Here is a 24,715-nt window from a genome sequence, read left to right as displayed (position 1 = left end):
GGCTTTCCGGCTCCTTTGGTCCTCGGGAGAAAATGCTCATTCCGGTCTCAGACTTTCGAGCATAATTGTGTATGCCTCGGTGCCGCGGCGGGCATCGGCAACGATCCGGCCATGCTCCATCCGCAGGATGCGGTCCGCAATGTCCGCCTCGCGGCGGATGTGGGTCGCGATGACCAGCGTCTTGTCGTCTGCCACTTGCCTGACACGCGCGATCACATCGTTCGCTGTATCCGGGTCCAGCCCTTCGGTGGGTTCGTCCAGAAGCCAGACAGGCGTGTTTTGCAAGATCAGCCGCGCCAGTGCGAGCCGTCGTGCCTGACCGGTTGAAAGACCGGAACCGCCCTCACCAAGCATGGTGTCGAGCCCATGAGGCAAGTTTTGCACCATCGGTGCAAGGCCCGCAGCCTGTAGCGCAGCAAGCATCGCGTTCTCCACGGCCGAAGGGTCGGCCAGCGAGAGATTGCCCCGCAGCGTGTCGTGAAACAATTCGGTGCGCTGCGTGAACAGAATGGAGGGAAGGCTCGCAACCGCGCCCCGATCTATCGTCATCTCGCCTGCTATGACGGCAAGGAGAGAACTTTTCCCTGCACCGCTCGCACCGATGACCGCCACACGCTCTCCCGACTTGAGACGCAGAGAAACATTGGCGAGGGTCGGTACGGAGCCCCCCGGATACGACGCAGTCACGTGCGCCATGGACACCGCTGTCAACGGAGCATCGGGTGCCTTGTTCGCCGGCGCACCAACATCCTGTTGAAGCCTTGGTCCCACACGCCCGACAGCCACCAACGTGCGCCCGAGTTCGACGGCACCACGCCGCAACGCAGCAAACGGCTCCGTTGCCGTTAACGCAACAAGGAGTGCCAGAGCAGCAACCGGCGCTCCTATCCGACCGGCTTCCGCCAGTTGCGCGCCGGCAAATAATACGGCGGCGAGCAGCCCTGCACCGGCAACGCCAAGGGTGGCGTTTACCCGAGTTTCAACCCTGTTTATGGAATCATCCGCTTGAGCCAGTCGCTCATCGGCCTGGGCAATCGCTTCACGCTGAGCCATGATCCGCCCGGTCATGATCAACTCTCCTTGCCCACGCACCAGATCGACACTGCGGGCGCGCAGCACCTCAAGCGCATGGGCCCGGCGGCGTGCCGGTTTGTGGGCGCGGCGCGCGGCAAGTGCCGGTACGCCGAGGCCGACTGCCACAAGGAACACTGCGGTGGCGACGCCGAGCCGCCAATCGATGAAACCGAGCGCCAAGCCAGCCATGATGGCAGCGCCGGCGGCAGAGAACAGTGGCACGAGGACGCGCAGATAGAGTGAATCCAGGGCGTCGATGTCATTTGTGAGCCGGAAAAGCAATCGCGCTGGCCGCGCCGCCATTGCGCGCGCGGCGCCTGCAACTGCCCAGCCCCGAAACAGTCTTTCCCGCAGCTCGGCCAGCACTTCGAGCGTTGCATCATGTGTGGCGATCCGCTCGCCATAGCGGGATGCGGTCCGCGCGAGCGCCAGAAAACGGATGCCGGCGGAAGGGGCGAAAACATCGAAGGCAAGGGCGGTCGTCAGCGAAAGTCCTGCAATCGCCGTTGCCGCAATGAACCAGCCTGAAAGACCAAGAAGTGTTATTCCGCACAGCACGGTGGCAAGCGCAAGCAACGCTCCGGAAAGCAACTTGCTGCGGCTTCCCAACCAGAAAAGCCGTGCAACAGCGAGTAGATCACGCTTTCCGGTCATGAACGGCCTCCACCCCTCGCCATTGGCTGCACTGCGATGACCCGGTCCATCCGGGCGGCGAGAACGGGATCATGGGTTGCGACAATCAGCGTCTTGCCCTGGCTGATTTGCAGCAGGCTCTCGGTAATTTCGTGCGCGGTTTCCCGGTCCAGATGGGCCGTCGGCTCATCGGCCAGAACCAGGCCGGCATGCGGTGTGGCGGCGGCGCGAGCCAATGCAAGCCGCAGCGCTTCGCCTCCCGAAAGGCCAAAACCGGATTCACCGATCATCGCAGGCCCGCGCATCTCGGCCAGACGCGAGAGACTCACCGCCTGAAGCACTTCCGCAACCGCTGCATGCCCCACCTCGGGGCGGCCCATCGTGATATTGCTCAGCATCGTTCCGGGAAAGATGTGGGGATTTTGCCCGACCCATGCGATCAGCGGCCGCAACTCTGCAGCGCGAGCACCTTCCATTGGCTGACCGCCGATGCGAACTGTCCCTACCTCGGGCGCCACCAGGCCGGCAATGAGCGCAAGGAGCGTTGATTTACCCGCACCGCTTGGGGCCACCAGCGCGACACGCTCACCCGCCGACACTTCCAGATCGAATGACGAAAAAACCGGCGCGGCCTCTTCCGTGTGTCGAAACGTCAGCCCTTCTATAGAAACGCAAAGCGCACCGACGCCCCCAACCTCCCGGACCGCGCGATCTGGGTGTCCCACGATCTTCGGCCCCGACGCACCAAGCTTTTCCAGGGCTGCAAGCGCCGCCTCTCCCGAGGCCCGGTCGTGCCAGACCGAAGAGAGTTCGCGCAGAGGCTCGAAAAACGAGGGGGCGAGAAGAAGGATGAACAACCCCTCGGCGAGGGAGAGCTTGCTGCCCCACGCTCCGAAGTTCAGCTCTCCAAGAAGGTGAAACCCTACATAAACCGCCACCATCGCCACACCCAGCGCGGCAAACAGCTCCAGCACCGCGGAGGAAAGGAACGCAATGCGCAACACGGCCATGGTGCGGCTTCTCAAATCCTCGGCTGTGGCTCGAAGTCTGGTCGCCGTGCGGTCGACAGCATCGAAACTGCGAATGGTCGTCATCCCCCGCAGTCGGTCGATAAGGAATGCGTTCATGCTACCCATTTCGGCAAGCTGTTCTTCGCTTGCCGCTTTGGCACGCCAGCCAACCAGAGCCATGAACACCGGTATGAGCGGTGCTGCCATGAGCAGCACCAGCGCCGCCGCCCAGGAAAAGGCAAGAACACAGGCGAGGATTGCCAGCGGCACGATCATCGCTCTCATACGCGCAGGCCGGTATCGCGCTACATAGGGAACAATGGCCTCAGCCTGCTCGGCAAGCGTGCTTGCGGCAAGGCCGGAAGATGGTCGTGCTGCAGAAAGCGGAGAGATTTCCGCCAGGCCAGCCACCGCCTGATTGCGCAATGCGCTCAGGCACCTGCGTGCGCGCCGGAACGCCATCCGGCCTCCCGCTCCATCCAGCGCCGCGCGCATGGCCCCCAGAAGGAAGATGCCGATGGCCGGTAGCCACGCCGCCGTTGCGCCATCTCCGGCGGCAATATCGCCGACCGCCATCGCCAGCAGCGCTGCTTGCGGGAGCCAGAGCAACGACGCAAGCGTTTGCAACACCACTGCTGCCCGGCTGGTCCCGCGCGCGGACAGGCTTTCTGCGGCCTTGCTGAAATGCGCCCGTTGCGCCATTGGGATCGTGCGCACATCTGCCGGTGATTGGCGGCTTCGTACGCCGGCATCCAGCGTGGTCATGACCCTTTCGGCTCCGTGCGCTTGCGGCCCAATGAGACAATGCGGTCTTTGGCATCGAGCAGCTTCGTCACCTTCGCGCCGAGATTAAGCAATGTTGCCAACTGCTCCGTTTCCAAATGCTTCACATCGTCATACCACTGCGTCAACTGCTCTATGAGGATTTGCATCTCGGCCAGACGGGCCTGCGCATAGCGCTCCTCCTCATTGCCCGGTGTCTGCATCAACAGCTCGCGAAGCACTGACAGCGTAGGATCCACTTCCCGTTTCTTGCGCTCTTCAGCCAGCGTTCTCAGGATCCGCCAGACGTCGTCCGGCGTCGTGAAGAAATCCCGCCTATCTTCGGGAATGTGTTTCAAAACCACCAGATTCCAGGCCTGAAGCTCCCGCAGACTCATGGAGACATTGGACCGGGAAATCGACAACGCATCGACAATGTCGTCCGCACAGAGTGGCTTGGCGGACGCGTAGAGCAATGCATAAATCTGGCCCACCGTGCGATTGATGCCCCAGCGGCTGCCCATTTCTCCGAAATGCAGAACGAAGGACTGTAGAACTGGAGGGAGGTTCATGAAGGGTGTGCCTGCCACTATTTTCAGAAAATACTGAAATTAATGTACATCCCGAAATTCCGGTGGGCAAGCCATGGCAGCCAGGTGCGCCCATTTGCAGCAGGCATGGCCGGCAACGCGTTCTGCGGTTTCCCCGGAACGCGTGAGTTTCGCTCGCTCAAACAGGAAGGGAAGGCCTTATCGCTCGGCCCGCCCCGGAACCCGGAATCGCGCCACAAGCCGCATGCCGAATACGCCCATGACAAACAACATCCAGACCGGGTCTATCCGACGGAAGAAGAAGCTTTCGAGGAAAGCGTTGAACAGACAGAACGTGACCACCATCATGAAGAAATCCGCCAGGAACACATTCTCCCGGTTGAGTGGGGTGCGCATATAGTCCCGCAGCGGCATGAACAGAAAGGTGATGATCGCGATTGCAAGTGCCGGAAGCCCCATCCCGAGCGCGATGTCGATATAGCCATTGTGACCATGCACGATTCCGCGAATATCCCACAGCCGATCGAATGACTGATCGGATGTGAACACCGTTTGGGTCAGCCAGAAATTATCGAAGCCATATCCGAACCATGGCTTCTGCATGATCATGTCTCCCGCGAACTCCCAGACCGGCGTGCGTCCCGTATAGGTAAGATCGGGCGCAAGCGTCGCGGCGAGATCCTTCAGCGGATCGATAAAGACAATGCCAAGTGTAGCCAACGCCAGCACGCTGACCGCCCCGACCACGAACACGGGCACGAGAGCCCGCAATCCGAATATTCCCGGCAAGGCGACGAGCATTCCCGCCAGCGGCACCGTGGCTGTCGTCGTTTTCGAGCCTGTGTGGAACACGAAGACCATGGCCAGGAGGGCCATTAACCCACCCGTCCATCGCCATCCGCGCCGGCAAAGGTAAAGTCCGGCGAACGCCAGACCCGCCATGACCGGCCCGGCAATGTTCTTGTGCGTGAAGACACCGCGCCAAAGGCCTGCATGTTGGGATTCGACGTCATAGACCTGGTGAACCGCTACGTCGCGCAGCGCGATTACCCCGAAATAGGAGAGGCCGAGAATGATGAACCCTGCAAACACCAGCACTCGCGAAAACGCATCAGCATCACGCGGCAGCGTGAGTATCGCGGCGATCGTCAGAATGCCGATGATCGAGAACGCCACGGTGCGCATCGTGTCACCTGGAACCGGCGTGTTGAAGGTGGCGATGGCCAAAAAGACCATCAGGACCATCCACCAGGGGCTTAGGAGCGAAGCCAGAACCCGCCTGTCGACCAGGGTCAACAGCGATGCCACGGCAATCCCTCCAAGGGCACCGAAACCCAACTGGTTGACGATGTCGCCACCGTCCCCGGTGAGTTGGGCGCCAGAAGGCTGGAACGGACGAAAAGAGATCATCAAAATGGTGAACATGACCGCTGCAACGGCAGTGGACGGCTGCCCGGTTGCGGCCATGCGCGCGAGGAAGGAACTTCCTTTCCAGCGCTGTTGTGCAATTGTGCTCATCGCCACACAAAGACTCCACCGGGCTTCACTTCCCTCCACGCTCGTGCCTGACAATCCGGCAGAGTGCCTTGCTCGCCATGAGGGGGCTGGTGCCTCGTATACCTGACCATAAAGCGCCGCCTCGCTTAAGACCGCGTTAATTGTAATAGGAGCCGTTATGTCTATGCAGAGCGCGCTTCAATCCGCCCGATCGAACTGATCGGTGGAGCAGCCGAAGGCATGACCCAGACACTGCCTGTCTCCGGATGTCGCCCAATGGTCGCTTCGATGCGATAGACACGGCGGAGCAAAACCGGCGTCAGCACGTCTTGCGGAGGTCCCATCGCCACCAGCCGCCCCTGATCAAGAACGCCGAGCCGATCGCAGAACATGGAAGCAAGATTGAGATCGTGCAAGGCGGCCACCACCGTTGTCTGAAGCCCGCGCAGGAACCGTAGAAGCTGCAGTTGGTGATGAATATCAAGGTGGTTCGTCGGCTCATCCAGTATCAGGATCCGGGGCTGTTGAACCAAAGCCCGTGCGACGAGAACGCGCTGTCTTTCGCCCCCAGACAGCGTGCGGAACGCGCGATCCCGAAAGGGAGCCAACCCTAAAAGCGCGATCGCTGCGTCCAGGAGAGCATGATCATGCGGCGTGTCGGCTTCCAGAAGCTTCTTGTGTGCAGAGCGACCCATGGCCACCACGTCGCGCACCGTCAACGGGAACTCCGCCGGCATGTCCTGAAGCACCGCACCGACATTGCGCGCGACCCATTCCGTGGGTTTGCGCCAGACGTCTTTCCCATCCACGTATACCCTGCCTGTTGCAGGTTTGTTGATGCGGTAAATGGTTCGCAACAGGCTTGATTTTCCCGCCCCGTTAGGTCCGATGAGACCAACCATCTCGCCTTCGCCAACATGGATCGACACATTGTCGACCAGCGTGTCGCTGCCGGCTCTCACCGTGACGGAGCGCATATCGAGTGTGCAAGGTCGAACACTCATCGCGCACCGCCCAGCCCGCGCGCGTCGCGCCGCAGAAGCCAGATGAAAAAGGGCCCGCCTACGAGGGCCGTGACGATGCCGACGGGCAATTCCAGCGGAGCGATCACCGTGCGGGCGACGAGATCGGCCCCTATGGCGAAGCTCGCGCCCAGAAGCGCAACTGCCGGCAAGGAGCGTCGATGATCCGCACCGACAAGAAAACGCACGATGTGCGGCATGATGAGGCCGACAAAGCCGATCACCCCGGCCACCGCCACGGTGATGCCGGTGAGTGCTGCCGCGAGCACGAACATGGTCTGGCGAAAGCGCTGGACATCGAGCCCAAGCGCCACTGCGCTCTCGTCACCCGCCATCAGCAGGTTGAGCCGCCGGGCCTGGACAAGCATCACGCCAAGCCCGAGCGCAAGGGCGGCAAGCGGGACGGGAATGAGTTTCCACTGTGCGGTGCCGAAACCGCCCAGCGTCCAGAACAGCACGCGGGAGGCAAGCTGAGGATCGGGGGACGTCAGCACGATCAGGCTTGTCAGTGCACTCAGGATTGCGCTCATCGCCACACCGGCCAGCACAAGCCGCGTCGGTGTCATGTGTCCGCCGGTTCGCGCGACCCAGAACACAGCGAAAAGCGTAACAAGTCCGCCCAGAAAGGCCGAAATGTGAAGTGTGAAAACACCGAAGCCCAAAAGTCCCCAACGCATCACCACCACCGCACCTGTCGCCGCACCGGACGAAACACCCAGAATGCTCGGACCCGCGAGCGGATTGCGGACAATGGACTGGATCGTCATGCCGGTAACCCCCAGGCTTGCGCCCACCAGAGCTGCAAGCACCACGCGCGGCATGCGGGTTTGGATAATGATCGTCTCGTGTACCGTACGCCAGTATGGGTCCACCAGATTATCGCCGAGAGCCAGATTTGCCAGAATGGCAATGGCCGTCCCGCCGGGAATATGCACCGAACCGAGCATCAACCCGGCGACGGCCACGCTCACAAGCAGCGCCGCCATCAGGAGAATGACCAGAGCGTAACCCGAAGCCCGGCCACCCAACGAGCGTGCGCCGGGCATGGGCCGGCTCTTCACCCGTTGGACGGGCGGCGCTGACTGAAGGACAGCCAACAAGGCTTCATGGCTGTCCGGATCGTTCTGTTTCGGAACAGGTGCATGCATGTTTCGGTTCCGCCCGGCCTGTTATTCGCCCATTCGGCCGGGGTGGAAGGCACGCGCCAGTTTCTCCACGGCGTCAATGGAACTGGGCCCCGGCTGTCCCCAGACGGAATCGATCGTGACAAACCTTTCGCCGGCAATGCCCGGCACGCCCTTCACGGACGGGTTGGTTTTCAGGATCTCGATCCGCCCCTTGCCGAGTTCACCCGCCGGATCTCCCACCACCTGCCCCCCAGCGGTTCCGGAGTAATAGACCACGATGTATTCCGGCATACGCTCGGCAATCTGTTCCCACGAAACTTGCCCATAACGGTTTGCCACTTCGCCAAAGATGTTTTCACCACCGGCCCGTGACACCACGTGCGACAGCATGGTGTTGCCGAGAACAGCACGGGGCGCCGATTCGCCACCGTTGAAGATGAACACCGGCATGGGCTCTACGCCTTCGAGCTTCTCTTCCACGGAGGAAAGGCGCTCCGTGATGTCGGCGATCAGCGCTTCGCCGCGCTCCCGAACGCCGAATATGGCCGCCATGGATCGGATCTCGTCATAGAGTTCATCAAAACCGAACTTTCCGAGATTGCAGCCTTCGGTGTTGAGCCGCGTTTTCATGCCCAGATCGTGCAACTGATCGCGCGTGTGCCGGCTCTCGCTGAACCCATCGGGATAGCCGGCATAAACAAAGTCAGCCTCCACCTCGATCAGCTGCTCCGTGGTGGCGACGAGCGGCGAGAGCACCGGAACCTGGTTATAGGCTTCCTCATATTGCGGGCTGATCTTCAGGTTTGCCATGTAGGAAGTGCCTGCCATGCGCTCCTCAAGCCCAAGGGCAAGCATCAGCTCCGTTGCATTGTTGCTGAGCGTCACGGCCCGCGCCGGTGGTGCCGCATAGACTGTTGTGACCCCGCAATTCTCATCCGTATAGGGAAAGCCGGCTTCGTCTGCGAACGCAGATGTCGAAATGATGAAAAGGCCTGCGGCAGCAATCGCGCAGAAGCCAGCAAATCGGTTCATGAAGAAACTCCTTGGAAAGCCGGCTCATAGGCGGCGTTGTCGGAATGGGGTGTAGAAGGGGATTGCCCTCCCAGATACGGGAGAACCTCCTTGGCAAAGAGTTCCATCCCCTGGAGCGCTACATCGTTGTTGATCAGGCCGTTGGCGCTGAAAAGGCAGCGTATGCTCTGCGATCCCGTGCGCGCGGAAAGCGCACACAATTGCGCATGGCAATCCTCAGGCGTTCCCGCGATGGTGAAATCGGCCAACATCACAGCGCGGCTGCGTGGCTCAGGCGGCTTGAGCCCGCGTGACGCGGCTCGTTCGGTGCGGCGCGCGTTCAGCTTTTCGAGCAGCGTGTCGACCCGGTCGTTGGCCTCCGCACGCGTCGGCGCGACCACCACGTATCGCGAAAGCGAGGAGGTTTCGAGGGTTGCGCGCGATGCGCCATGCCGTTTTAGAGCAGCGTGCAGCACGGGCAATTGCCGCGCCTCGTTCGGCTCGAGGCTGAGAAGCAGCGGAAAGCCGTTTCGCGCGGCGATGTCGACAGTTCCTTCCGATACGCCGGCAACATAGATGGGCGGATGCGGCTTCTGCACCGGTGGCGGCCCCACTGCGACGTTGGAGAATGTCCATGGGCCGCTATCGGCGGAGCAATGTGGTTTTGTCCACGCCTCAATCATGATTCTCAGCGCTTCGCTGAAACGCAAATGCGCCTCGTCACGGGCTATCTCCAGCGCGTTGAACGTCGAGGGTTCCGTGCCACGACCGATTCCAACATCCACGCGTCCGCCGCTTTGAAAATCGAGCTGTGCGATCTGCTCTGCCAGCAGGAGCGGGTGATAGAGTGGCAGGACGAGGATCGACGTGCCGAACCGCAAACGCTCTGTTCGCGCCAGAATATCCGCCCCCAGCATTAGCGTGGATGGATAGGGCAGCGTCTTGCGGGCAAAGTGGAACTCGTTGAACCAGATTCCGCCAAATCCAAGCGCATCGGCTCCTTCCACAAGGCGCATCAGCGCCTTATGATCGCCCAGCGTCCCTTCCCGGGCGAATCCAGCCAGATCAACGCGCATTCAAGCCACCCCCAGACACCAATTCACAAGATCGGGGATCACTTATATGAAATGGTATAACATATCGAGTCAAATCGAACGCGACATGGCGTTTCATCGCCGGCAAAGCCGTGCCTGCATGCATGCTGGTCCTCCTGCCGGCGCACCTCGTCCGGCGTTCATGGTCAATGCATGAGGCAGGTCTCCTGGCTCGCGGCTCGGACGTTCCCTCCGCCTTCCCGGCTCGCGCCAGTGGCATTGGAAAGAACTTGCCGCTTACAGTTGCGAGGGCAGCCCCGGAATTGATCCCCCAAGGGAGGTCGCACCGGGTTCCCTTTTCATCCGCAGGATGCGGAACCGCATGCATGAGCGACACTAAAGGCGAAGCGCGCGCTGCGCAACACGCTCAAACGTCGGGAGGATGCGGTTATCCCGCCATGGCTTGACAGCAAGGACACGCAGACACGCGCAAGCTGGTTGGGCTGATAGCCAAGCTGACGTGCGCTTTCCTGAACGCGATTGCGCACATCCTCGCTGCCGGAGTCATACCCGCGCAGAACCCTGCCAGCGGCGGTTCATACACCTGCCTGCCTCGCTACTTCAGCGGTCGCAATCTTGCGGCTTTCACCCTGTGTCACAGCGACCCTCCGGGCCCTCTACTTCGCACAGCCGCCGCGCCGGCATACCAACTCTTTCGTCAATCAGTTCCTGCATGCAGGAATGAGCGTTTGGGATATGTCGATCCTCGAAACCGCATCCCGTATGCGGTTGATCACCTCGCGTCCCACGAGCGGCAACTCATGCACGTGCGACGTGATCAGCCAGATGGACGTTTCAATGCGCTCGGCGAGCGGGCGGAAGACGACTCTGGGGTCCTGGGGCGCAACGAGGGCCAGACTGGAGATGATCGAGACGCCAAAACCGGCACTCACCATGGCGCAGGCGGCTTCCAGCATTTGAACCTCGGCAACCTCACGTGGACTGATCCCGATTGCGTGAAAGGCTTCATAGATTGCCGGGTAGGACATGTCGCTTCGCCCAAGTGCGATGAACGGGTCGTCGCACAGATCCCGCAGTGAAATTACCTGTTTACTGGCCAGAGAATGATCTGCCGGAAGCGCACAGATCATGGGCAACTGCGCGAAGGGTTCGCAGTGAAGCATGCTGTGGGTTGCGGGAACTAGCGAAAGGCCGAAATCGGCGGATCGCGTGAGCATCACATCCGCAATGCTGGGCGAGGTGCGCGTCAGAAGGGTAACCTTCAATCCCGTGTCACGGCCCAGCATGTCGGCCACGACACGCGGTATGAGCTGAAGGCCTATGGCCGGGAATCCGACAATCGTAAGCTGGCCCCGGTCGAATTCGCGAATCTCCCGAGCAGCCTTGTGTACCCGCAGAACGCCCGCCTCGAGCTTGGCCGTTTCCGTGTAGAGCACACGAGCCTCCGGTGTCGGGACAAGACGGCCGGTGTCGCGATTGAACAGCTGAATCTCGCAGGAATCCTCAAATAATTTCAGTAGCTTGCTGACGGCCGGCTGGCTGACATGCAGCGCCTCGGCAGCTTTTGTTACCGAACCGCTCGTCATGAATGCATTGAAGGTTTCAATCTGTCGGACATTGGTTTTGCGCATAGCAACAACATAACCTTTTGGAATATCAAGGGCAAATAATATGATTTGAAATTCAGATAATGTCTCCTTTGAATAGGCGCGCCACCGCACAAAAACAAAGGGGAAGACAATGAATAGGATTTGGCGATCGCTGGCGCATGGGATGCTGGCTGCGAGTTGCTCGGTCTTGGCCCCCGGGGCTGCACTGGCGCAGGAGAAGACGCTGACCGTCGGGGGGTATGGAGGGTCTTTCGAAACACTGATGAAGGAACTCATCATCCCTGAATTCGAAAGCCGACATGAGGTCAAGATCCAGTTCGTGCCAGGAAACTCCACGGAGAACCTTGCACGACTCCAAGCGCAGAAGGGCAATCAGGAGCTGGATGTTGTCATTCTTGACGACGGTCCGATGTATCAGGCCGACGCTCTCGGCTTCTGCGCGCCCATGGCATCTTCGACACCCGGAGATGACATTTATGACATCGCGAAGCTTGGGCCCAATTCGATCGGGATCGGCTTTGTGGCCACCGGCTTCACCTACAACACGGACTGGTTTGAACGCGAAGGTTGGGAGCCGCCGTCAAGCTGGATGGACCTGGCGGACGAGAAATACAGCCAGATCCTGTCCGTCCCGCCGATCTCGAACACATATGGCCTGCACACGCTTGTGATGATGGCGCGCCTGAATGGTGGCGGAGAGAAAGAGATCGATCCCGGCTTCAGCACCATGGCGGAAAAGGTCGCGCCCAACATCCTGGTGTTCGAGCCTTCATCCGGCAAGATGTCCGAGCTCTTCCAATCGGAGGAAATCGCCCTGTCGATCTGGGGTTCGGGCCGGACAAAGTCCCTTGCCGACACAGGCTTTCCGGCAAAGTTCGCTTATCCCAAGGAGGGCGCTGTCGCTCTTATGCTGGCTGCATGCCCGGTGGTCGAAAGCGACGTGACCGATCTTGCCAACGCCTTCGTTGACTTCCTGCTGGAACCGGAAATCCAGGTGCGCCTCGCCGATGCCATGGGCTCTGGTCCTGTGAACAAGAATGCTGAGCTACCAGACGAGTTGGCTGCTTCGCTTCCTTACGGGCCTGAGCAGATCGGCAAGCTGATTGCCGTCGACTGGGACACGATCAACCCAGCCCGCGAAGAGTGGACCAAGCGTTGGGCACGCGAAATCGAACGCTGATCGCAAACCTGGAAATCACCATGCCTATACCGGGCGAAGCTTCCAGTGCTGCTTCCTGGCGGACACCGGGCAGTTTCGCCCCCCTGGCCGACGCTGCCCTGCGGGCGTAGCGAAGATGGATCAACCAGCTTTCAATTACGGGCTGACAATGGCTTTTCTTGAGCTCCAAGCATTAAACAAGCGCTACAACGCAGTCGTCGCCGTCGAGGACTTCAATCTCAGCATCGAGCGCGGAGAGTTCGTTTCGCTCTTGGGACCCTCGGGATGCGGCAAGACGACCACGCTGCAGATGATCGCGGGCTTTACCCAACCCACCTCGGGCAAGATCATGCTGAACGGCCGTGATCTCGGCGCCGTCCCGGCGCGGAAGCGCGGGCTTGGCATCGTGTTTCAGACCTATGCCCTTTTTCCGCATATGACGGTCGAACAGAATGTCGGTTTCGGCCTGGAAATGCGCAATGTGCCTACCGACGAGCGGCGCCGGCGCGTTTCCGACGCACTCGATCTTGTTCACCTGTCACATCTGGGGGATCGTTTCCCACGCAATATGAGCGGCGGGCAGCGGCAACGTGTGGCGCTCGCCCGCGCGCTTGTCATCGAGCCGGAACTCCTTCTGCTCGATGAGCCGTTATCAAATCTCGACGCGAAGCTGCGCGAGGAAATGCAGCTCGAACTCCGCCGTATTCAACAGGAAGCCGGCGTCACCACTCTCCTCGTCACACACGACCAGTCGGAAGCCATGGCATTAAGCGACCGGGTCGCCGTCATGCAGAGCGGACGCCTTATTCAGGAGGACAGTCCGTTCGACGTCTATGAGAAGCCGGCGACGTCCTTTATCTCGACTTTTCTCGGCAAGACGAACAGCCTTCCGGCCGTTCTGCAGAGAACCGGCAAGACGATACAGATCATCATTGACGATGTTCGCCTACCGGGTCCCGAAACAGACCTGGCAGAAGGGCCTGTCGAGCTTTCACTTCGCCCAGAACGTATCGAATTGACGGATAAGGAGCGTGCCACCCTCTCCGGTGATGTGATCGAGCGGGTGTTCCTGGGTGATCACTGGCTTTTCCGGGTCGATACGCCCATAGGAAAACTGCTCGTCATGCAGCGCAATCTGGGGCGGCGCGAGGCCGGAATTGGTGAGCGCCTGCATCTCTCCTGGAAGCCGGAAGCCATGCGGCTACTACCGCGCGGAGAGGCCTCATGACGGTTTCAGGCAAAGCGACTCCGTGGTTCCTCAGCGCGCCGGCACTGACGCTCTTCGCGGCATTGCTTGTCACTCCATTGGCCATGACGTTCCTGCTCAGCTTCAACAGCTTCTCTTTCTACGGAGGCATAGAGAACACGTTTGGACTGGAGAACTACATCGAGGTGCTGAGCGACACCTATTTCTACGAGATCTTCGGTCGCACCTTTCTGATTGCCTTCATCACCACGGCCATCTGTGCCGTGCTCGGGCTGCCGGAGGCATACATTCTGTTTCGCATGAAGCCCGCTTGGCGCTCATTCATGCTGCTCATCGTGCTTGGTCCCCTTCTCATATCTGTTGTGGTGCGCACGCTGGGCTGGGCGATCCTGCTGGGCAACAAGGGGGTTATCAACGAATTCCTGCGTGACATCGGCCTTATCACTTCACCCATCCGCATGATGTACACGTCCACCGGGATTGTCGTCGCGCTGGTTCATGTCATGATCCCGTTCATGATCCTCGCCGTCTGGGCCGCGCTGCAGCGTCAGGATCCGGCCACCGAGCGGGCGGCGGAATCGCTTGGGGCGGGGCCATTCACGATTTTCATGCGCATCGTTCTGCCGCAGGCCATGCCTGGCGTTCTGTCCGGTTCGCTCATCGTGTTTTCGCTTTCGGCCAGCGCCTTCGCCACCCCGGCAGTGCTGGGTGGGCGGCGCGTGAAAATGGTTTCAACGACCGTCTATGACGAGTTTTTGAACACGCTCAACTGGCCGTTGGGCGCCGCCATTGCGATCCTGCTTCTGGTGTCGGTCCTGACCATCATGATCGCCTGGAACAAACTCGTGGAACGCCGCTATTCGGGAGTCTTCGAATGAACCGCAACGGCTTTTGGGCCCTCTGTTTCAATGCCCTCTTCGCACTGTTCATGATGGGCCCGCTCCTCGTGGTGATCGGGGTCTCCTTCACGCCCACGGGCTATCTGGAGTTCCCCCCGAGTGCGATTTCGTTTCGCTGGTTCAAAGCGATCCTCGACAATCCCGATTTCATCGATGCGGCCTGGATCAGCCTGGAGCTTGGACTGGCCTCGGCCACACTGTCGACGCTTCTTGCCGTGCCAGCGGCGCTCGCCATCGGGCGGGAGCGCTTCCGCGGGCGCGATGCATTGCAGGCGCTATTCCTTTCACCGCTCACCGTACCGACCGTGGTGCTTGGTGTCGCGTTCCTGCGCTTTCTGAGCCTGTTCGATATCAACGGCACTTTCTTGGGGCTCGTTTTGTGCCATGCGGTGATCGTTACGCCCTTCGTGCTGCGACTGGTGCTAGCCTCCGTCACGGGGGTCGATCGATCCATTGAAATGGCCGCAACCTCGCTCGGTGCGTCGCACTGGACAGTGTTTCGCCGTGTGACGCTGCCACTCATTCTGCCCGGTGTGGTGGGAGGCTGGGTGCTGGCTTTCATAACCAGCTTTGACGAACTCACCGTAACGGTGTTCATCGTGAACCCGTCGACCACCACACTCCCGGTGCGACTCTTCTCGCACATCACCCAGACAACTGATCCTCTGATCGCCTCGATCTCAACAATGGTGATCCTATTGACGGTGTTGCTGATGCTCGCAGTCAACAAGCTCTATGGATTGGACAGGCTGCTGATCGGAGGAGAAGCGCGATGAACTACGACACAATCGTTGTCGGTGGTGGCCTGGTCGGCGCAGCCGTGGCCCACGGGCTTGGCAAGCTCGGTGAAAAGGTTCTGGTTCTGGACGAAGGCGATGTGGCATTCCGGGCCTCGCGCGGGAATTTCGGTCTTGTCTGGGTCCAGTCCAAAGGCGAAGGCATGCCCGAATACGCGCGGTGGAGCCGGCATTCGGCGGACGTGTGGCCTGATTTTTCCGAGGAGCTTCACGAACAGACCGGCGTCGACACCGCCTATCACAAGGCCGGTGGCGTGCATCTCTGCCTCTCAGAGGAAGCCTGGGAGCGGCAATCCGCTCTGATCAAGCGCATGCACAATGTCCACGGCTCCGATTACGGGGCCGTGATGATCAAGCGCGACGAACTGAAAAAGATGCTGCCCGGCATCGGCCCGGAGGTCGTAGGCGCAAGCTGGTCGCCCCATGATGGGCATGCAAGTCCGCTCTACCTTTTGAGAGCACTGCACGAAAGCATCACGCGTTTCGGCGGGGCCTATCGAAACGAGGCACGCGTTGAGAACATTGAAAAAGATGGCTCCGGTTACCGCGTGACCACCGCGGCGGGCTCCTTCAAAGGAGCCAAGGTTGTCTTGGCTGCAGGCCTTGGAAACCGCAAACTTGGCCCTCTCGTCGGCCTGGAGGTTCCGGTTCTTCCTCAGAAAGGGCAGATACTGGTCACCGAGCGCACAGAGATGAAATTCTCCATGCCGACTGTGTTCATCCGGCAGACTGACGAGGGCTCGTTCCTTCTCGGCGACAGCCACGAGGATGCGGGTTTTGATCTCACCTCGCGCACCGGCATCATGGCGGATATCGCGACCCGGGCAATCCGCTCCTTCCCGTTTCTGAAGGACTTGCGGCTGGTGCGCTCATGGGCGGCGCTACGCGTCATGAGCCCGGATGGCTTCCCCATATACCAGCAATCCGAGAGCCATCCGGGGGTGTTCTCGGTCAACTGCCATTCCGGCGTCACGCTTGCCGGTGCGCACGCATGCACGCTCGCCCCCATGATCGCTCGCGGCCGGCTGGGAGAACCCATGTCTGCCTTTTCTACAGAGAGACTGAATGTTCAAGCGCATTAACGCCACCAAAAACGGAAAGGTCTCCTTCACCTTCGAAGGCCGTTCCATCAATGCCACTGCCGGGGACACCGTCGCCTCTGCGCTGATGCTTGCAGGGGAAACCCACTTCCGCGACACGCCGGTTTCCCAGAGCCGGCGTGGCCCCTTCTGCATGATGGGCGTCTGCTTTGAATGCCTCGTCGAGATCGACGGAGTTCCGAACCGCCAGGCCTGCATGGTGGCTGTGCGTGAAGGCATGTCAGTGCGCCGCCAGAAAGGTGCGATTGGAGTTGAAGTCGAATGAACGCGTGTGATCTTGCCATTATCGGTGCCGGCCCGGCGGGGATGGCTGCCGCAACGGAAGCCGCAAACGCCGGCCTTTCTGTCATCCTGCTTGACGAACAGCCCGCTCCCGGCGGCCAAATCTACCGCGCGATTGAAACCGTGCCGGAGGAACGGCGAAAACTGCTGGGCTCCGATTATGGGAAAGGCTTGTCGATCGCTCAGGCGTTTCGCGCCTCCAATGCCACGTACATTCCTGAAGCCACTGTCTGGAACATAAACCCCGATCTCAGCATCGATTATTCGCTCAATGGCGGCTCTTCCCAGGTTTCAACGCGGCATCTCCTCATTGCAACGGGCGCGGTGGAAAGGCCCACGCCAATGCCCGGATGGACCCTCCCGGGCGTTACGACAGCAGGTGCCTTGCAGATCCTCCTCAAGGCCCACGGCGGTGTGGGCGACGATGTCGTGCTCGTCGGAAGCGGTCCGTTGCTCTACCTGCTTGCGCAACAGATGATCGAGGCGGGTAGCCCGCCGAAAGCCATCATCGAAACCATCGACAGGAGCCGCTACCTCAAGGCCGCCCGGTATCTTCCCCGTGCCCTCTCGGCGCTCTCCTATCTGCGTAAGGGGATGGCGATGATGCGGCAAATTCGGCGCGCTGGCGTTCCGCGTTACACGGGGGCCCGCGACATTCGCATAGAAGGGACCCAACGCGCCGAGGCGGTGCGTTTTTCCGTCCACGGCAAGTCACACCGTATTGAGGCAACCAGCGTCGCGCTGCACCAGGGTGTCGTGCCCAATCAGCAGGCAACGCGACTGCTTGGCTGCGACCATGTATGGAGTGAGAGCCAACGCTGTTTCATTCCAAAACTCGACGCGTTTTTCGAAAGCAGCGTGGAGAACGTCTTCGTCGCAGGCGACGGAGCCGGAATAGCCGGCGCGTACTCCGCAGAAATCCGAGGCAGGATTGTCGCCCTTCGTGTTGCGCAGAAGCTGGGGGACGACAAAGGCACCCAAATCCGGGCGCTGCAGAAAAGGCTCAGCCGCGACGAAGCCATCAGGCCGTTTCTGGAGACGCTCTATGCGCCGTCTGACGAAGTCATGGTGCCTCACGACGACGTTCTCGTGTGCCGTTGCGAGGAAGTGACCGCCGGGGCCATCCGGGAAGCTGTCGACCTCGGAGCGCCCGGCCCCAACCAGATCAAGTCCTTCCTGAGAAGCGGCATGGGACCTTGTCAGGGTCGGATGTGCGGGCTGGCGGTGAGCTCCATCATAGCGGAGCGGCGCAAGGAGGATCCGCAGTCCATCGGTTATTATCGCCTGCGCCCACCGCTGAAACCACTTCTCCTTTCCGAACTGGCTCAGCTCGAACGCGAACCGACACGCGACGAGCCACTCTGAGGCAGCATCTTGGCGATGGCATCTCTTGGGAACAGGACCGCCGACCTTCTCATCATCGGCGGCGGAATTCACGGCTGCTCTGCAGCGCTGCACGCAGCGATGCGGGGTCTTGAGGTCGTCGTTTTCGAAAAGGACACGGTGGCAAGGCACGCTTCGGGTGTGAATGCCGGGGGCGTGCGAAAGCTCGGCAGGCACGTCGCGGAAATTCCGCTTTCGCTGCATTCCATGTCCATCTGGCGCCGCATCGCGGACCTTCTAGACGATGATTGTGGTTTTCAGCCGTCGCCGCAGATCAAGGTCGCAGAAACCGCGGGAGAGCTCGAAACCTTGCGGGGGCGCGTCGCGGAACTCAACGGCTTGGGCTACACCCATGAGCAGATACTGGACCGGCAGACAATGCGCACATATCTGCCGGCGGTCGCAGAACACTGTGTCGGTGCCGTTGCCTCACTCGATGACGGATTTGCCCAGCCATACCAAACGACCTTCGCCTTTCAGCGCAAGGCCCAGCAGATGGGCGTGCGCGTTCTGGAACACACACCGGTCGAACGCGTATCCCGGTCTGGCAAGGATTGGACGGTCCACGCCGCTGGGCAGGAGTTTATCGGGCGTTTCATTCTGAACTGTGCCGGGGCATGGGGAGGCGAAATCGCACGGCAGATCGGCGATCATGCCCCCATACGCGCCTATGCGCCAATGATGATCGTCACGGAACGATTGCGCCCATTCTGTACAGCGGTTGTCGGAGCGGCGGGCCGTCCTCTCTCCTTCAAGCAGATGCCAAACGGCACAGTCGTTATCGGCGGTGGCCGACCGGGAGTGCCGGAGCCGGCAAACAACCGCACCCATATGCAGATGTCCGAATTGCGTCATTCCGCGCAGACAGCGATGGACATTTTTCCCGTGATGCGTGGCGCACAGATCATTCGCTCATGGGCGGGAATCGAAGGGCTGATGCCGGATGGCATACCGGTTATCGGCCCCGCGGCACACGCGCCGGGAGCTTTCCACGCTTTTGGCTTCTCCGCGCATGGCTTTCAGCTCGGGCCAGGTGTCGGCGACATCATGGCGGAATTGATCGCGACCGGCAGCACCCAGGCCCCGATCAAGCCATTTTCAATCGAGCGCTTTCCGCAAGATCCAACCAGAGCACAGAAGGAACTCTCATGATCAAGAGACATATTCAGACCCGCATCAACCATCGGGTCGTCGAGCACAACGGCGTCTTGTATTTCGGAGGTCTTGTCGCCGATGACAAGTCGCTGGATATGAAAGGGCAAACCGAACAGATCTGCGCCAAGATCGATGCCCTGCTGGCTGAGGTTGGCTCATCGAAGGAGAACCTTCTTACCGCTATGATCTACATCTCCGACTTCTCGCAGAAAGAGGGTATGAACGCGGCCTGGCTGGAATGGATGCCGGCGGAACACCTGCCCACGAGAGCGACTATCGGGGTGGCCGAACTGGGCAAGGACACACTGATTGAAGTGGTGGTTTCGGCGGCACGCTGATTCAGATTTGCCGTCAATCTGCCTGGAGAGACCTTCCGGCCGTAATCATGGCCGGAAGTGTGGTCAACCGAGCCATGCTCACCCCCTGGACGAGAGAAGGCCTGCTGCCAAAATCACCATACCGATCCGGCTGATATGACTGACCACGACGAAGGCCACTTCCAAATTCAACGCGAGTGCAACGAGGCTCATTTCAGCAAGTCCGCCCGGGGCGAAAGCAAGAAGGATACCTTCGACCGGAACGTCGATGACACGTTGTAGAGCGAAAGCGAAGACGACGGCGACCAACAGCAGGATGGCTGTCGCACCGGCTGAGGTCATGAGAATGTGGAGAATGCGTCTTGGCGCAGTGCCGGCGAAGCGGCAACCGACGACCGTTCCAAGAACGACCTGCGCCATGGCCATCACCGTGCTTGGCACCACGAAGCCCGAGGCCCCCGTCCAATGCAGCCCCGCGCTCACCAGCATTGGACCTATCAGATATGGCGCCGGCAATCGCAGCAATTTGCCGAGTCCGATCCCGGCCCCGAGCGTGGCAATGAACCAGGCCACATCCGCCGGGCCCATATCGGACATTGGCCGCCAGGTCGCCACACGTGCTCCCGGATCAGCACCCGTGATCAACGTCATCAGTGGCGGAAGGCTCAACACAACCAGAAAGATGCGTGAAGAGTGCATCAAAGCGATGGTACGCTCGTCACCACCCTTCTCCGCGCCCAGCAGCACCATATCAACGAGCCCGCCCGGCATTGCGGAGAAGAAGGCCGTTCTTCGATCCAGATGAATAACGCGGCGCAGATAGAGATTACAGAGAACGGCCGCCACCGCGAGATAGGCGGCCAATGCGAGCAGTGCCGGCCACCACATCGCTGCGCTTTCCAGAGTGTGTGGCCCAAACTGGGAACCGAGCATCGTGCCTATCACCGCTGACATCGGCGGACGAGCCAGGTTGGAGCCGCGAACCGGCAGACTCATGATCGATGCAATGCCGCAGGCGGTCATCGATCCAAGCATCCAGGAAAGCGGCATGCCGATCCAGGTAAAAAGCGCTCCGCCCGCCGCCCCCAGGGTCAAGGCAAGGATAAAACCGGGGATGCGTCCTATTCCACTCATACCGCCTGCTTGTCGTTCAAATGGCATGCCGAAATATGCCCCGGTGCAATCTCGCGTTTTTGCGGAACTTCAATCCTGCAGCGCTCATGTGCGTGAGGGCAGCGCGGATGAAAATGGCATCCCTTCGGAGGATTGAGAGGGCTGGGCAGCTCACCCTTCATCGCAGCGAAGCGCCGTTTTCCGGGTCTGATGCGCGGAACCTCAGCCAGCAATTGCTGGGTATAGGGATGGTTTGGCCGGGAGAATATCTCGGCTACGGGTGCTTCCTCAATCAGCCGCCCGAGATACATGATCGCAACCCGGTCGGAAATATGCTCCACAACTCCCAGATCATGGCTGACGAACAAATAGGTCAGATCCAGCTGCTCTCGCAGATCCATGAACAGATTGAGAATCTGCGCCTGGATGGACACATCCAGCGCTGCGACACTCTCGTCGCAGACGAGAAACTCCGGCTGCACGGCGAGCGCGCGCGCGATGTTGACCCGCGCCCTCTGCCCGCCGGAAAACTGGTGCGGCAGGCGTTTTTTCATGGCCGGATCGAAACCGGCCTTGGCCAGATAATCATCCACATAGCTGCTCGTGCTGCCTTTGATGAGGCCATGAATGCCCGGGGCTTCAGCCACGAGTTTCTCGACCGTCATGCGTGGATTGAGGGCTGCCATGGGATTCTGGAAGATCATCTGCGCTTCGAGATCGGCATCACGCTGCCGGCTTCCGCGCAATGTGGCCCGGTCCTCACCCTTCCAGAAAACCTGCCCCGCAGACGGGGGCAATATGCCTGCGGCAATTCTGCCGAGCGTCGACTTTCCGCAGCCTGACTCCCCGACGAGGCCGAGCACTTCCCCCTTGCGGATGGTCAGATCCACTTTATCCAACGCATGGATGATCGGGAAGGGCTTGGCCGCGCCGACCGCAATCGCAATCCGGGCAGCGATATCAGGACGCGCGCCAAAACGGCATGACACCTTGCGAAGTTCAAGCAGTGGCGAAGAGGTGCTGTCGGCTGTCTCTGTCATTGTCATACCAGAGCCTCCTCATGGGGATGAAAGCAGCGGTGATAGGCAAGCTCGTCACCAAAGCGTCCCGGCCGCGCGATGCAGGTTTCTGTGGCGCGCTCACAACGGGTACGGAATGCACATCCCTCGGGCATCCGCGCGAGACTTGGTGTCACCCCCGGAATCTGCGCCAGTCTGTGGCCACGACTGTTTTGTGAGGGCACAGACCGAATCAAACCGTGCGTGTAAGGATGTTTGGGCGCGACCAGCACCTCCTCGATATTGCCCGTCTCCACGATGCGCCCGCCATACATGACCGCAATGCGATCGGCGAGGCCGGAAACGATGGCGAGATCATGGGTGATCCAGATCACCGCGGTCCCCTGATCTTCCGTCAGTTTCTGGAACTCGGAAATGATCTGCGCCTGAATCGTGACGTCGAGTGCGGTGGTCGGCTCATCCGCGATGATGAGATCGGGTCGGTGCAACAGCGCAATCGCAATCGCCACACGCTGACGCATGCCGCCGGAGAACTGATGGGGATAGGCGTCGAGACGCTCCTCCGGACTGGGTATCCCCACAAGCCCCAGCGCGTCACGCGCCCGCTCACGCGCAGCCGCGCTGCTCATGCGTTCATGGGCATGCAATGCCTCGGTCATCTGCGTGCCGATCCGCAGAACCGGGTTGAGCGTCATCATCGGATCCTGGAACACCATGGCGATACGCCGGCCGCGCAGGGAACGGCGGGTTTCCTCATCGGCCCTGGCGATATCCTCACCATCAAACAGGATCTGCCCGCCTGCCACACGCCCAGGCCAGTCCACCAACCCCATGATGGAAAAGCCCGTAACACTTTTTCCGGAACCACTCTCCCCCACGAGGCCCAGTACCTCACCACGTCCCAGACGAAACGAGACGTCATCCACCGCACGCAGCCCGGGCGCCGCATCGCCGGGGAACTCGGTAACAAGGTTGCGAACGTCAAGCAGCGCTGTCATCGGGCGTTCCTCGGGTTGAGCACATCGCGAAGCCGATCACCCACCAGATTGATGGATACGATCGTGATGAGCAGGGCGATGCCAGGGTAAAAACTGATCCAGTAGAGACCAGAGAGAAGATACTGGTAGCCGTTGGAGATCAGCATTCCCAAAGAGGGTTGGGTGACTGACGCGCCCAGCCCCAGAAAGGAGAGGGTCGCTTCAAGCCCGATGGCGCGGGCCACCTGCATGGTGGCGATCACGATGATCGGCGCAAGACAGTTGGGCAAAAGGTGGCGCAAGAGCACGCGATGACCGGGAATGCGCAAGCAGCGCGCCGCTTCGATGTATTCCTTCTCCCGTTCAACCAGGGCCGTGCCGCGTGCCGTGCGGGCATAGGTCGCCCATTCCGCGACGATAATTGCCAACACGACATTCGTCACGCCATTGCCCAGGATCGCAAGCACCATCAGCGCCATGAGAATGGTGGGGAAGGACAGTTGCAGGTCCACCAGGCGCATCATGAAATTCTCGGTGCGCCCGCCAAGATAGGCAGCCATCAGCCCTAGTGTGGTACCGATGAGCGCGGCCGCGAATGCCGAAGCAATGCCGACAATCAACGAGGTCCGCATCCCGTACATGATGCCCGACAGGATATCGCGGCCCTGGCCGTCAGTTCCCAGCACGTAGGGCACGCCTGAAAAGCTCTCCGAACCGGGAGGCAGACGGCTGTCCATAATGTCGAGTTGCATGAGGTCATAAGGGTTCTGGGGAGCGATCCACGGCGCGAAGATGGCGATGAACAACACGACAACCAGGCCGATGAACCCGACAAGTGCTGCCGGTGACGAGAAGAAGTGCCGCAGTGCACGCCAGATCCGCGTTCGGGCCGGGGTCTGACCTGTCGGTACGTTATCGGAACTTTCAGCTTGGGCTACGATTTTCGACTCCATGGCGCGTCAACCTTTGCCATCCAGCCGAACCCGGGGGTCCAGCAGGGTATAACAGATGTCGATGATGAAATTCAGCGAGACGAAGAGCACCACCATCATCATCAGGTAGGCGACGATCACCGGACGATCGAGCAGGTTGATGCTGTCGATGATGAGCTTCCCCATGCCCGGCCAGCCAAATATGCTCTCGGTCACCACCGAGAAGGCGATCAGCGAGCCGAACTCCAGCCCTATGATCGTCACGACAGGTATCATGAGGTTTTTCAGTATGTGTACGAAGATGATGCGGCTTTCCCGCAAACCCTTGGCACGGGCGAACTTGACATAATCCTGCATGATCACCTCCTGCACGCCCGCCCGGGTAAGTCGGAGAATGAGCGACGTCTTGAAGAGAGCGAGGTTCGATGCGGGGAGAAGCAGATGCGACAGCCCATCCTTTGTAAGGAAAGACCAGCGGACGCCGAACAACATCGCGGTCTCGCCGCGTCCGTTGGACGGCAGCCAGCCGAGCTGGACGGCAAACAGCAGGATCAGCATGAGCCCTACCCAGAAGGTGGGCAGAGAGAAACCGAGAATGGATCCTGTCATGATGACCCGTGAAGACACGCGGTTCGGATAAAGGCCGGCATAGAGCCCCAGGGGCAAGCCAACAACAATCGCGATCAACATTGCGCACAGCGCCAGTTCCAGCGTCGCTGGCAAGCGCTCAAGGATCACATCGAGAGCCGGCTTGGAATAAACAAAGCTGTTGCCGAAATTTCCTTCCGTGAGGCCATGAAGGAAGCTCAGATATTGCTGCCAGAGGGGCCGGTCCAGCCCAAGGCTTTCGATCACGCGCAGCCGCTCTGCCTGATTCAGGTCGGGGTTGATGAGAATATCGACCGGGTTGCCGATCACATTCACACCAAGAAAAACGATCACCGTCATCGCCAGAATGACGAAGCCCGCCTGAATCATGCGCCGTATGAGGGTGGTTACCATGGTTTGTTATCGCCTTCCGGG

The 24,715-nt window shown here is 60.3% G+C and carries 23 protein-coding genes and 1 riboswitch; of the genes, 9 read left to right on the top strand and 14 right to left on the bottom strand.

Going from position 1 to position 24,715, the window contains the following annotated elements; translation table 11 throughout:
- Positions 1-36: 36 nt before the first annotated feature.
- The 9 genes from KW403_RS09535 to KW403_RS09495 form a co-directional block, all read right to left on the bottom strand.
- Positions 37-1,728: an amino acid ABC transporter ATP-binding/permease protein gene (locus tag KW403_RS09535; protein WP_223019269.1), complete on the bottom strand. Its 1,692-nt coding sequence runs from the start codon at positions 1,726-1,728 to the stop codon at positions 37-39.
- Positions 1,725-3,482: a thiol reductant ABC exporter subunit CydD gene (gene cydD / locus KW403_RS09530; protein ID WP_223019268.1), complete on the bottom strand. Its 1,758-nt coding sequence runs from the start codon at positions 3,480-3,482 to the stop codon at positions 1,725-1,727. The genes KW403_RS09535 and cydD overlap by 4 nt, the downstream gene beginning before the upstream one ends.
- Complete coding sequence (locus KW403_RS09525) at positions 3,479-4,051, bottom strand: GbsR/MarR family transcriptional regulator (protein ID WP_223019267.1); 573 nt, start codon at positions 4,049-4,051, stop codon at positions 3,479-3,481. Before KW403_RS09525 ends, cydD begins: the two co-directional genes overlap by 4 nt.
- 177 nt (positions 4,052-4,228) lie before the next feature.
- The gene (locus KW403_RS09520; protein WP_223019266.1) at positions 4,229-5,548 is read right to left on the bottom strand and encodes an O-antigen ligase family protein; all 1,320 of its coding nucleotides are present in this window, start codon (positions 5,546-5,548) and stop codon (positions 4,229-4,231) included.
- 161 nt (positions 5,549-5,709) lie between these two features.
- Positions 5,710-6,531, bottom strand: coding sequence for an ABC transporter ATP-binding protein (locus KW403_RS09515; RefSeq protein WP_223019265.1), 822 nt, complete (start codon positions 6,529-6,531; stop codon positions 5,710-5,712).
- Positions 6,528-7,697, bottom strand: coding sequence for a FecCD family ABC transporter permease (locus KW403_RS09510; protein ID WP_223019264.1), 1,170 nt, complete (start codon positions 7,695-7,697; stop codon positions 6,528-6,530). The genes KW403_RS09515 and KW403_RS09510 overlap by 4 nt, the downstream gene beginning before the upstream one ends.
- Positions 7,698-7,718: 21 nt before the next feature.
- Entirely contained in the window at positions 7,719-8,708 is a 990-nt protein-coding gene (locus KW403_RS09505; protein ID WP_223019263.1) for an ABC transporter substrate-binding protein, read from the bottom strand.
- Positions 8,705-9,763 carry an LLM class flavin-dependent oxidoreductase gene (locus tag KW403_RS09500; RefSeq protein ID WP_223019262.1) on the bottom strand — a complete coding sequence of 353 codons (1,059 nt, stop codon included), beginning with the start codon at positions 9,761-9,763 and terminating at the stop codon, positions 8,705-8,707. The genes KW403_RS09505 and KW403_RS09500 overlap by 4 nt, the downstream gene beginning before the upstream one ends.
- Before the next feature lie 158 nt (positions 9,764-9,921).
- A riboswitch (cobalamin riboswitch) is annotated at positions 9,922-10,119 on the bottom strand.
- 324 nt (positions 10,120-10,443) lie between these two features.
- Positions 10,444-11,373, bottom strand: a complete 930-nt coding sequence (locus KW403_RS09495) for a LysR substrate-binding domain-containing protein (RefSeq protein ID WP_223019261.1) — start codon at positions 11,371-11,373, stop codon at positions 10,444-10,446.
- 109 nt (positions 11,374-11,482) lie between these two features.
- Between KW403_RS09495 and KW403_RS09490 the strand changes: the two genes are divergently transcribed.
- The 9 genes from KW403_RS09490 (at position 11,483) to KW403_RS09450 (ending at position 19,672) form a co-directional block, all read left to right on the top strand.
- Positions 11,483-12,532 carry an ABC transporter substrate-binding protein gene (locus KW403_RS09490; protein WP_223019260.1) on the top strand — a complete coding sequence of 350 codons (1,050 nt, stop codon included), beginning with the start codon at positions 11,483-11,485 and terminating at the stop codon, positions 12,530-12,532.
- A 115-nt stretch (positions 12,533-12,647) separates the two neighbouring features.
- Positions 12,648-13,739, top strand: a complete 1,092-nt coding sequence (locus tag KW403_RS09485) for an ABC transporter ATP-binding protein (protein WP_246637739.1) — start codon at positions 12,648-12,650, stop codon at positions 13,737-13,739.
- Positions 13,736-14,596, top strand: a complete 861-nt coding sequence (locus KW403_RS09480) for an ABC transporter permease (protein WP_223019259.1) — start codon at positions 13,736-13,738, stop codon at positions 14,594-14,596. Before KW403_RS09485 ends, KW403_RS09480 begins: the two co-directional genes overlap by 4 nt.
- Positions 14,593-15,393 carry an ABC transporter permease gene (locus tag KW403_RS09475; RefSeq protein ID WP_223019258.1) on the top strand — a complete coding sequence of 267 codons (801 nt, stop codon included), beginning with the start codon at positions 14,593-14,595 and terminating at the stop codon, positions 15,391-15,393. Before KW403_RS09480 ends, KW403_RS09475 begins: the two co-directional genes overlap by 4 nt.
- A complete protein-coding gene (locus KW403_RS09470; RefSeq protein WP_223019257.1) occupies positions 15,390-16,496 on the top strand; it encodes an NAD(P)/FAD-dependent oxidoreductase in 1,107 nt (368 codons plus the stop codon). Before KW403_RS09475 ends, KW403_RS09470 begins: the two co-directional genes overlap by 4 nt.
- Positions 16,480-16,779: a (2Fe-2S)-binding protein gene (locus tag KW403_RS09465; protein WP_223019256.1), complete on the top strand. Its 300-nt coding sequence runs from the start codon at positions 16,480-16,482 to the stop codon at positions 16,777-16,779. The genes KW403_RS09470 and KW403_RS09465 overlap by 17 nt, the downstream gene beginning before the upstream one ends.
- Positions 16,776-18,161, top strand: a complete 1,386-nt coding sequence (locus KW403_RS09460; protein ID WP_223019255.1) for an FAD/NAD(P)-dependent oxidoreductase — start codon at positions 16,776-16,778, stop codon at positions 18,159-18,161. Before KW403_RS09465 ends, KW403_RS09460 begins: the two co-directional genes overlap by 4 nt.
- A 15-nt stretch (positions 18,162-18,176) precedes the next feature.
- Positions 18,177-19,331: an NAD(P)/FAD-dependent oxidoreductase gene (locus KW403_RS09455; protein WP_223019254.1), complete on the top strand. Its 1,155-nt coding sequence runs from the start codon at positions 18,177-18,179 to the stop codon at positions 19,329-19,331.
- Positions 19,328-19,672 (top strand): RidA family protein, encoded by a 345-nt coding sequence (locus KW403_RS09450; protein ID WP_223019253.1) that lies wholly within the window; start codon positions 19,328-19,330, stop codon positions 19,670-19,672. Before KW403_RS09455 ends, KW403_RS09450 begins: the two co-directional genes overlap by 4 nt.
- Positions 19,673-19,750: 78 nt before the next feature.
- Here the strand turns inward: KW403_RS09450 and KW403_RS09445 are convergent, their stop codons facing one another.
- Genes KW403_RS09445 through KW403_RS09425 form a run of 5 tightly spaced genes read right to left on the bottom strand, consistent with a single transcriptional unit; the run spans position 19,751 to position 24,694 of the window.
- Positions 19,751-20,785, bottom strand: coding sequence for an AbrB family transcriptional regulator (locus KW403_RS09445; RefSeq protein WP_223019252.1), 1,035 nt, complete (start codon positions 20,783-20,785; stop codon positions 19,751-19,753).
- Complete coding sequence (locus KW403_RS09440) at positions 20,782-21,810, bottom strand: ABC transporter ATP-binding protein (RefSeq protein ID WP_223019251.1); 1,029 nt, start codon at positions 21,808-21,810, stop codon at positions 20,782-20,784. The genes KW403_RS09445 and KW403_RS09440 overlap by 4 nt, the downstream gene beginning before the upstream one ends.
- Complete coding sequence (locus KW403_RS09435) at positions 21,807-22,781, bottom strand: ABC transporter ATP-binding protein (protein ID WP_223019250.1); 975 nt, start codon at positions 22,779-22,781, stop codon at positions 21,807-21,809. The genes KW403_RS09440 and KW403_RS09435 overlap by 4 nt, the downstream gene beginning before the upstream one ends.
- Complete coding sequence (locus KW403_RS09430) at positions 22,778-23,713, bottom strand: ABC transporter permease (protein ID WP_223019249.1); 936 nt, start codon at positions 23,711-23,713, stop codon at positions 22,778-22,780. Before KW403_RS09430 ends, KW403_RS09435 begins: the two co-directional genes overlap by 4 nt.
- A gap of 6 nt (positions 23,714-23,719) precedes the next feature.
- Positions 23,720-24,694, bottom strand: a complete 975-nt coding sequence (locus tag KW403_RS09425; RefSeq protein ID WP_223019248.1) for an ABC transporter permease — start codon at positions 24,692-24,694, stop codon at positions 23,720-23,722.
- Between the last annotated feature and the right edge of the window lie 21 nt (positions 24,695-24,715).

Origin of the sequence: Nitratireductor kimnyeongensis (assembly GCF_019891395.1) — a bacterium.
In the GTDB taxonomy this organism is placed as follows: Bacteria; Pseudomonadota; Alphaproteobacteria; order Rhizobiales; family Rhizobiaceae; genus Nitratireductor; species Nitratireductor kimnyeongensis.
This window is presented reverse-complemented; position numbering and strand designations above follow the sequence as displayed.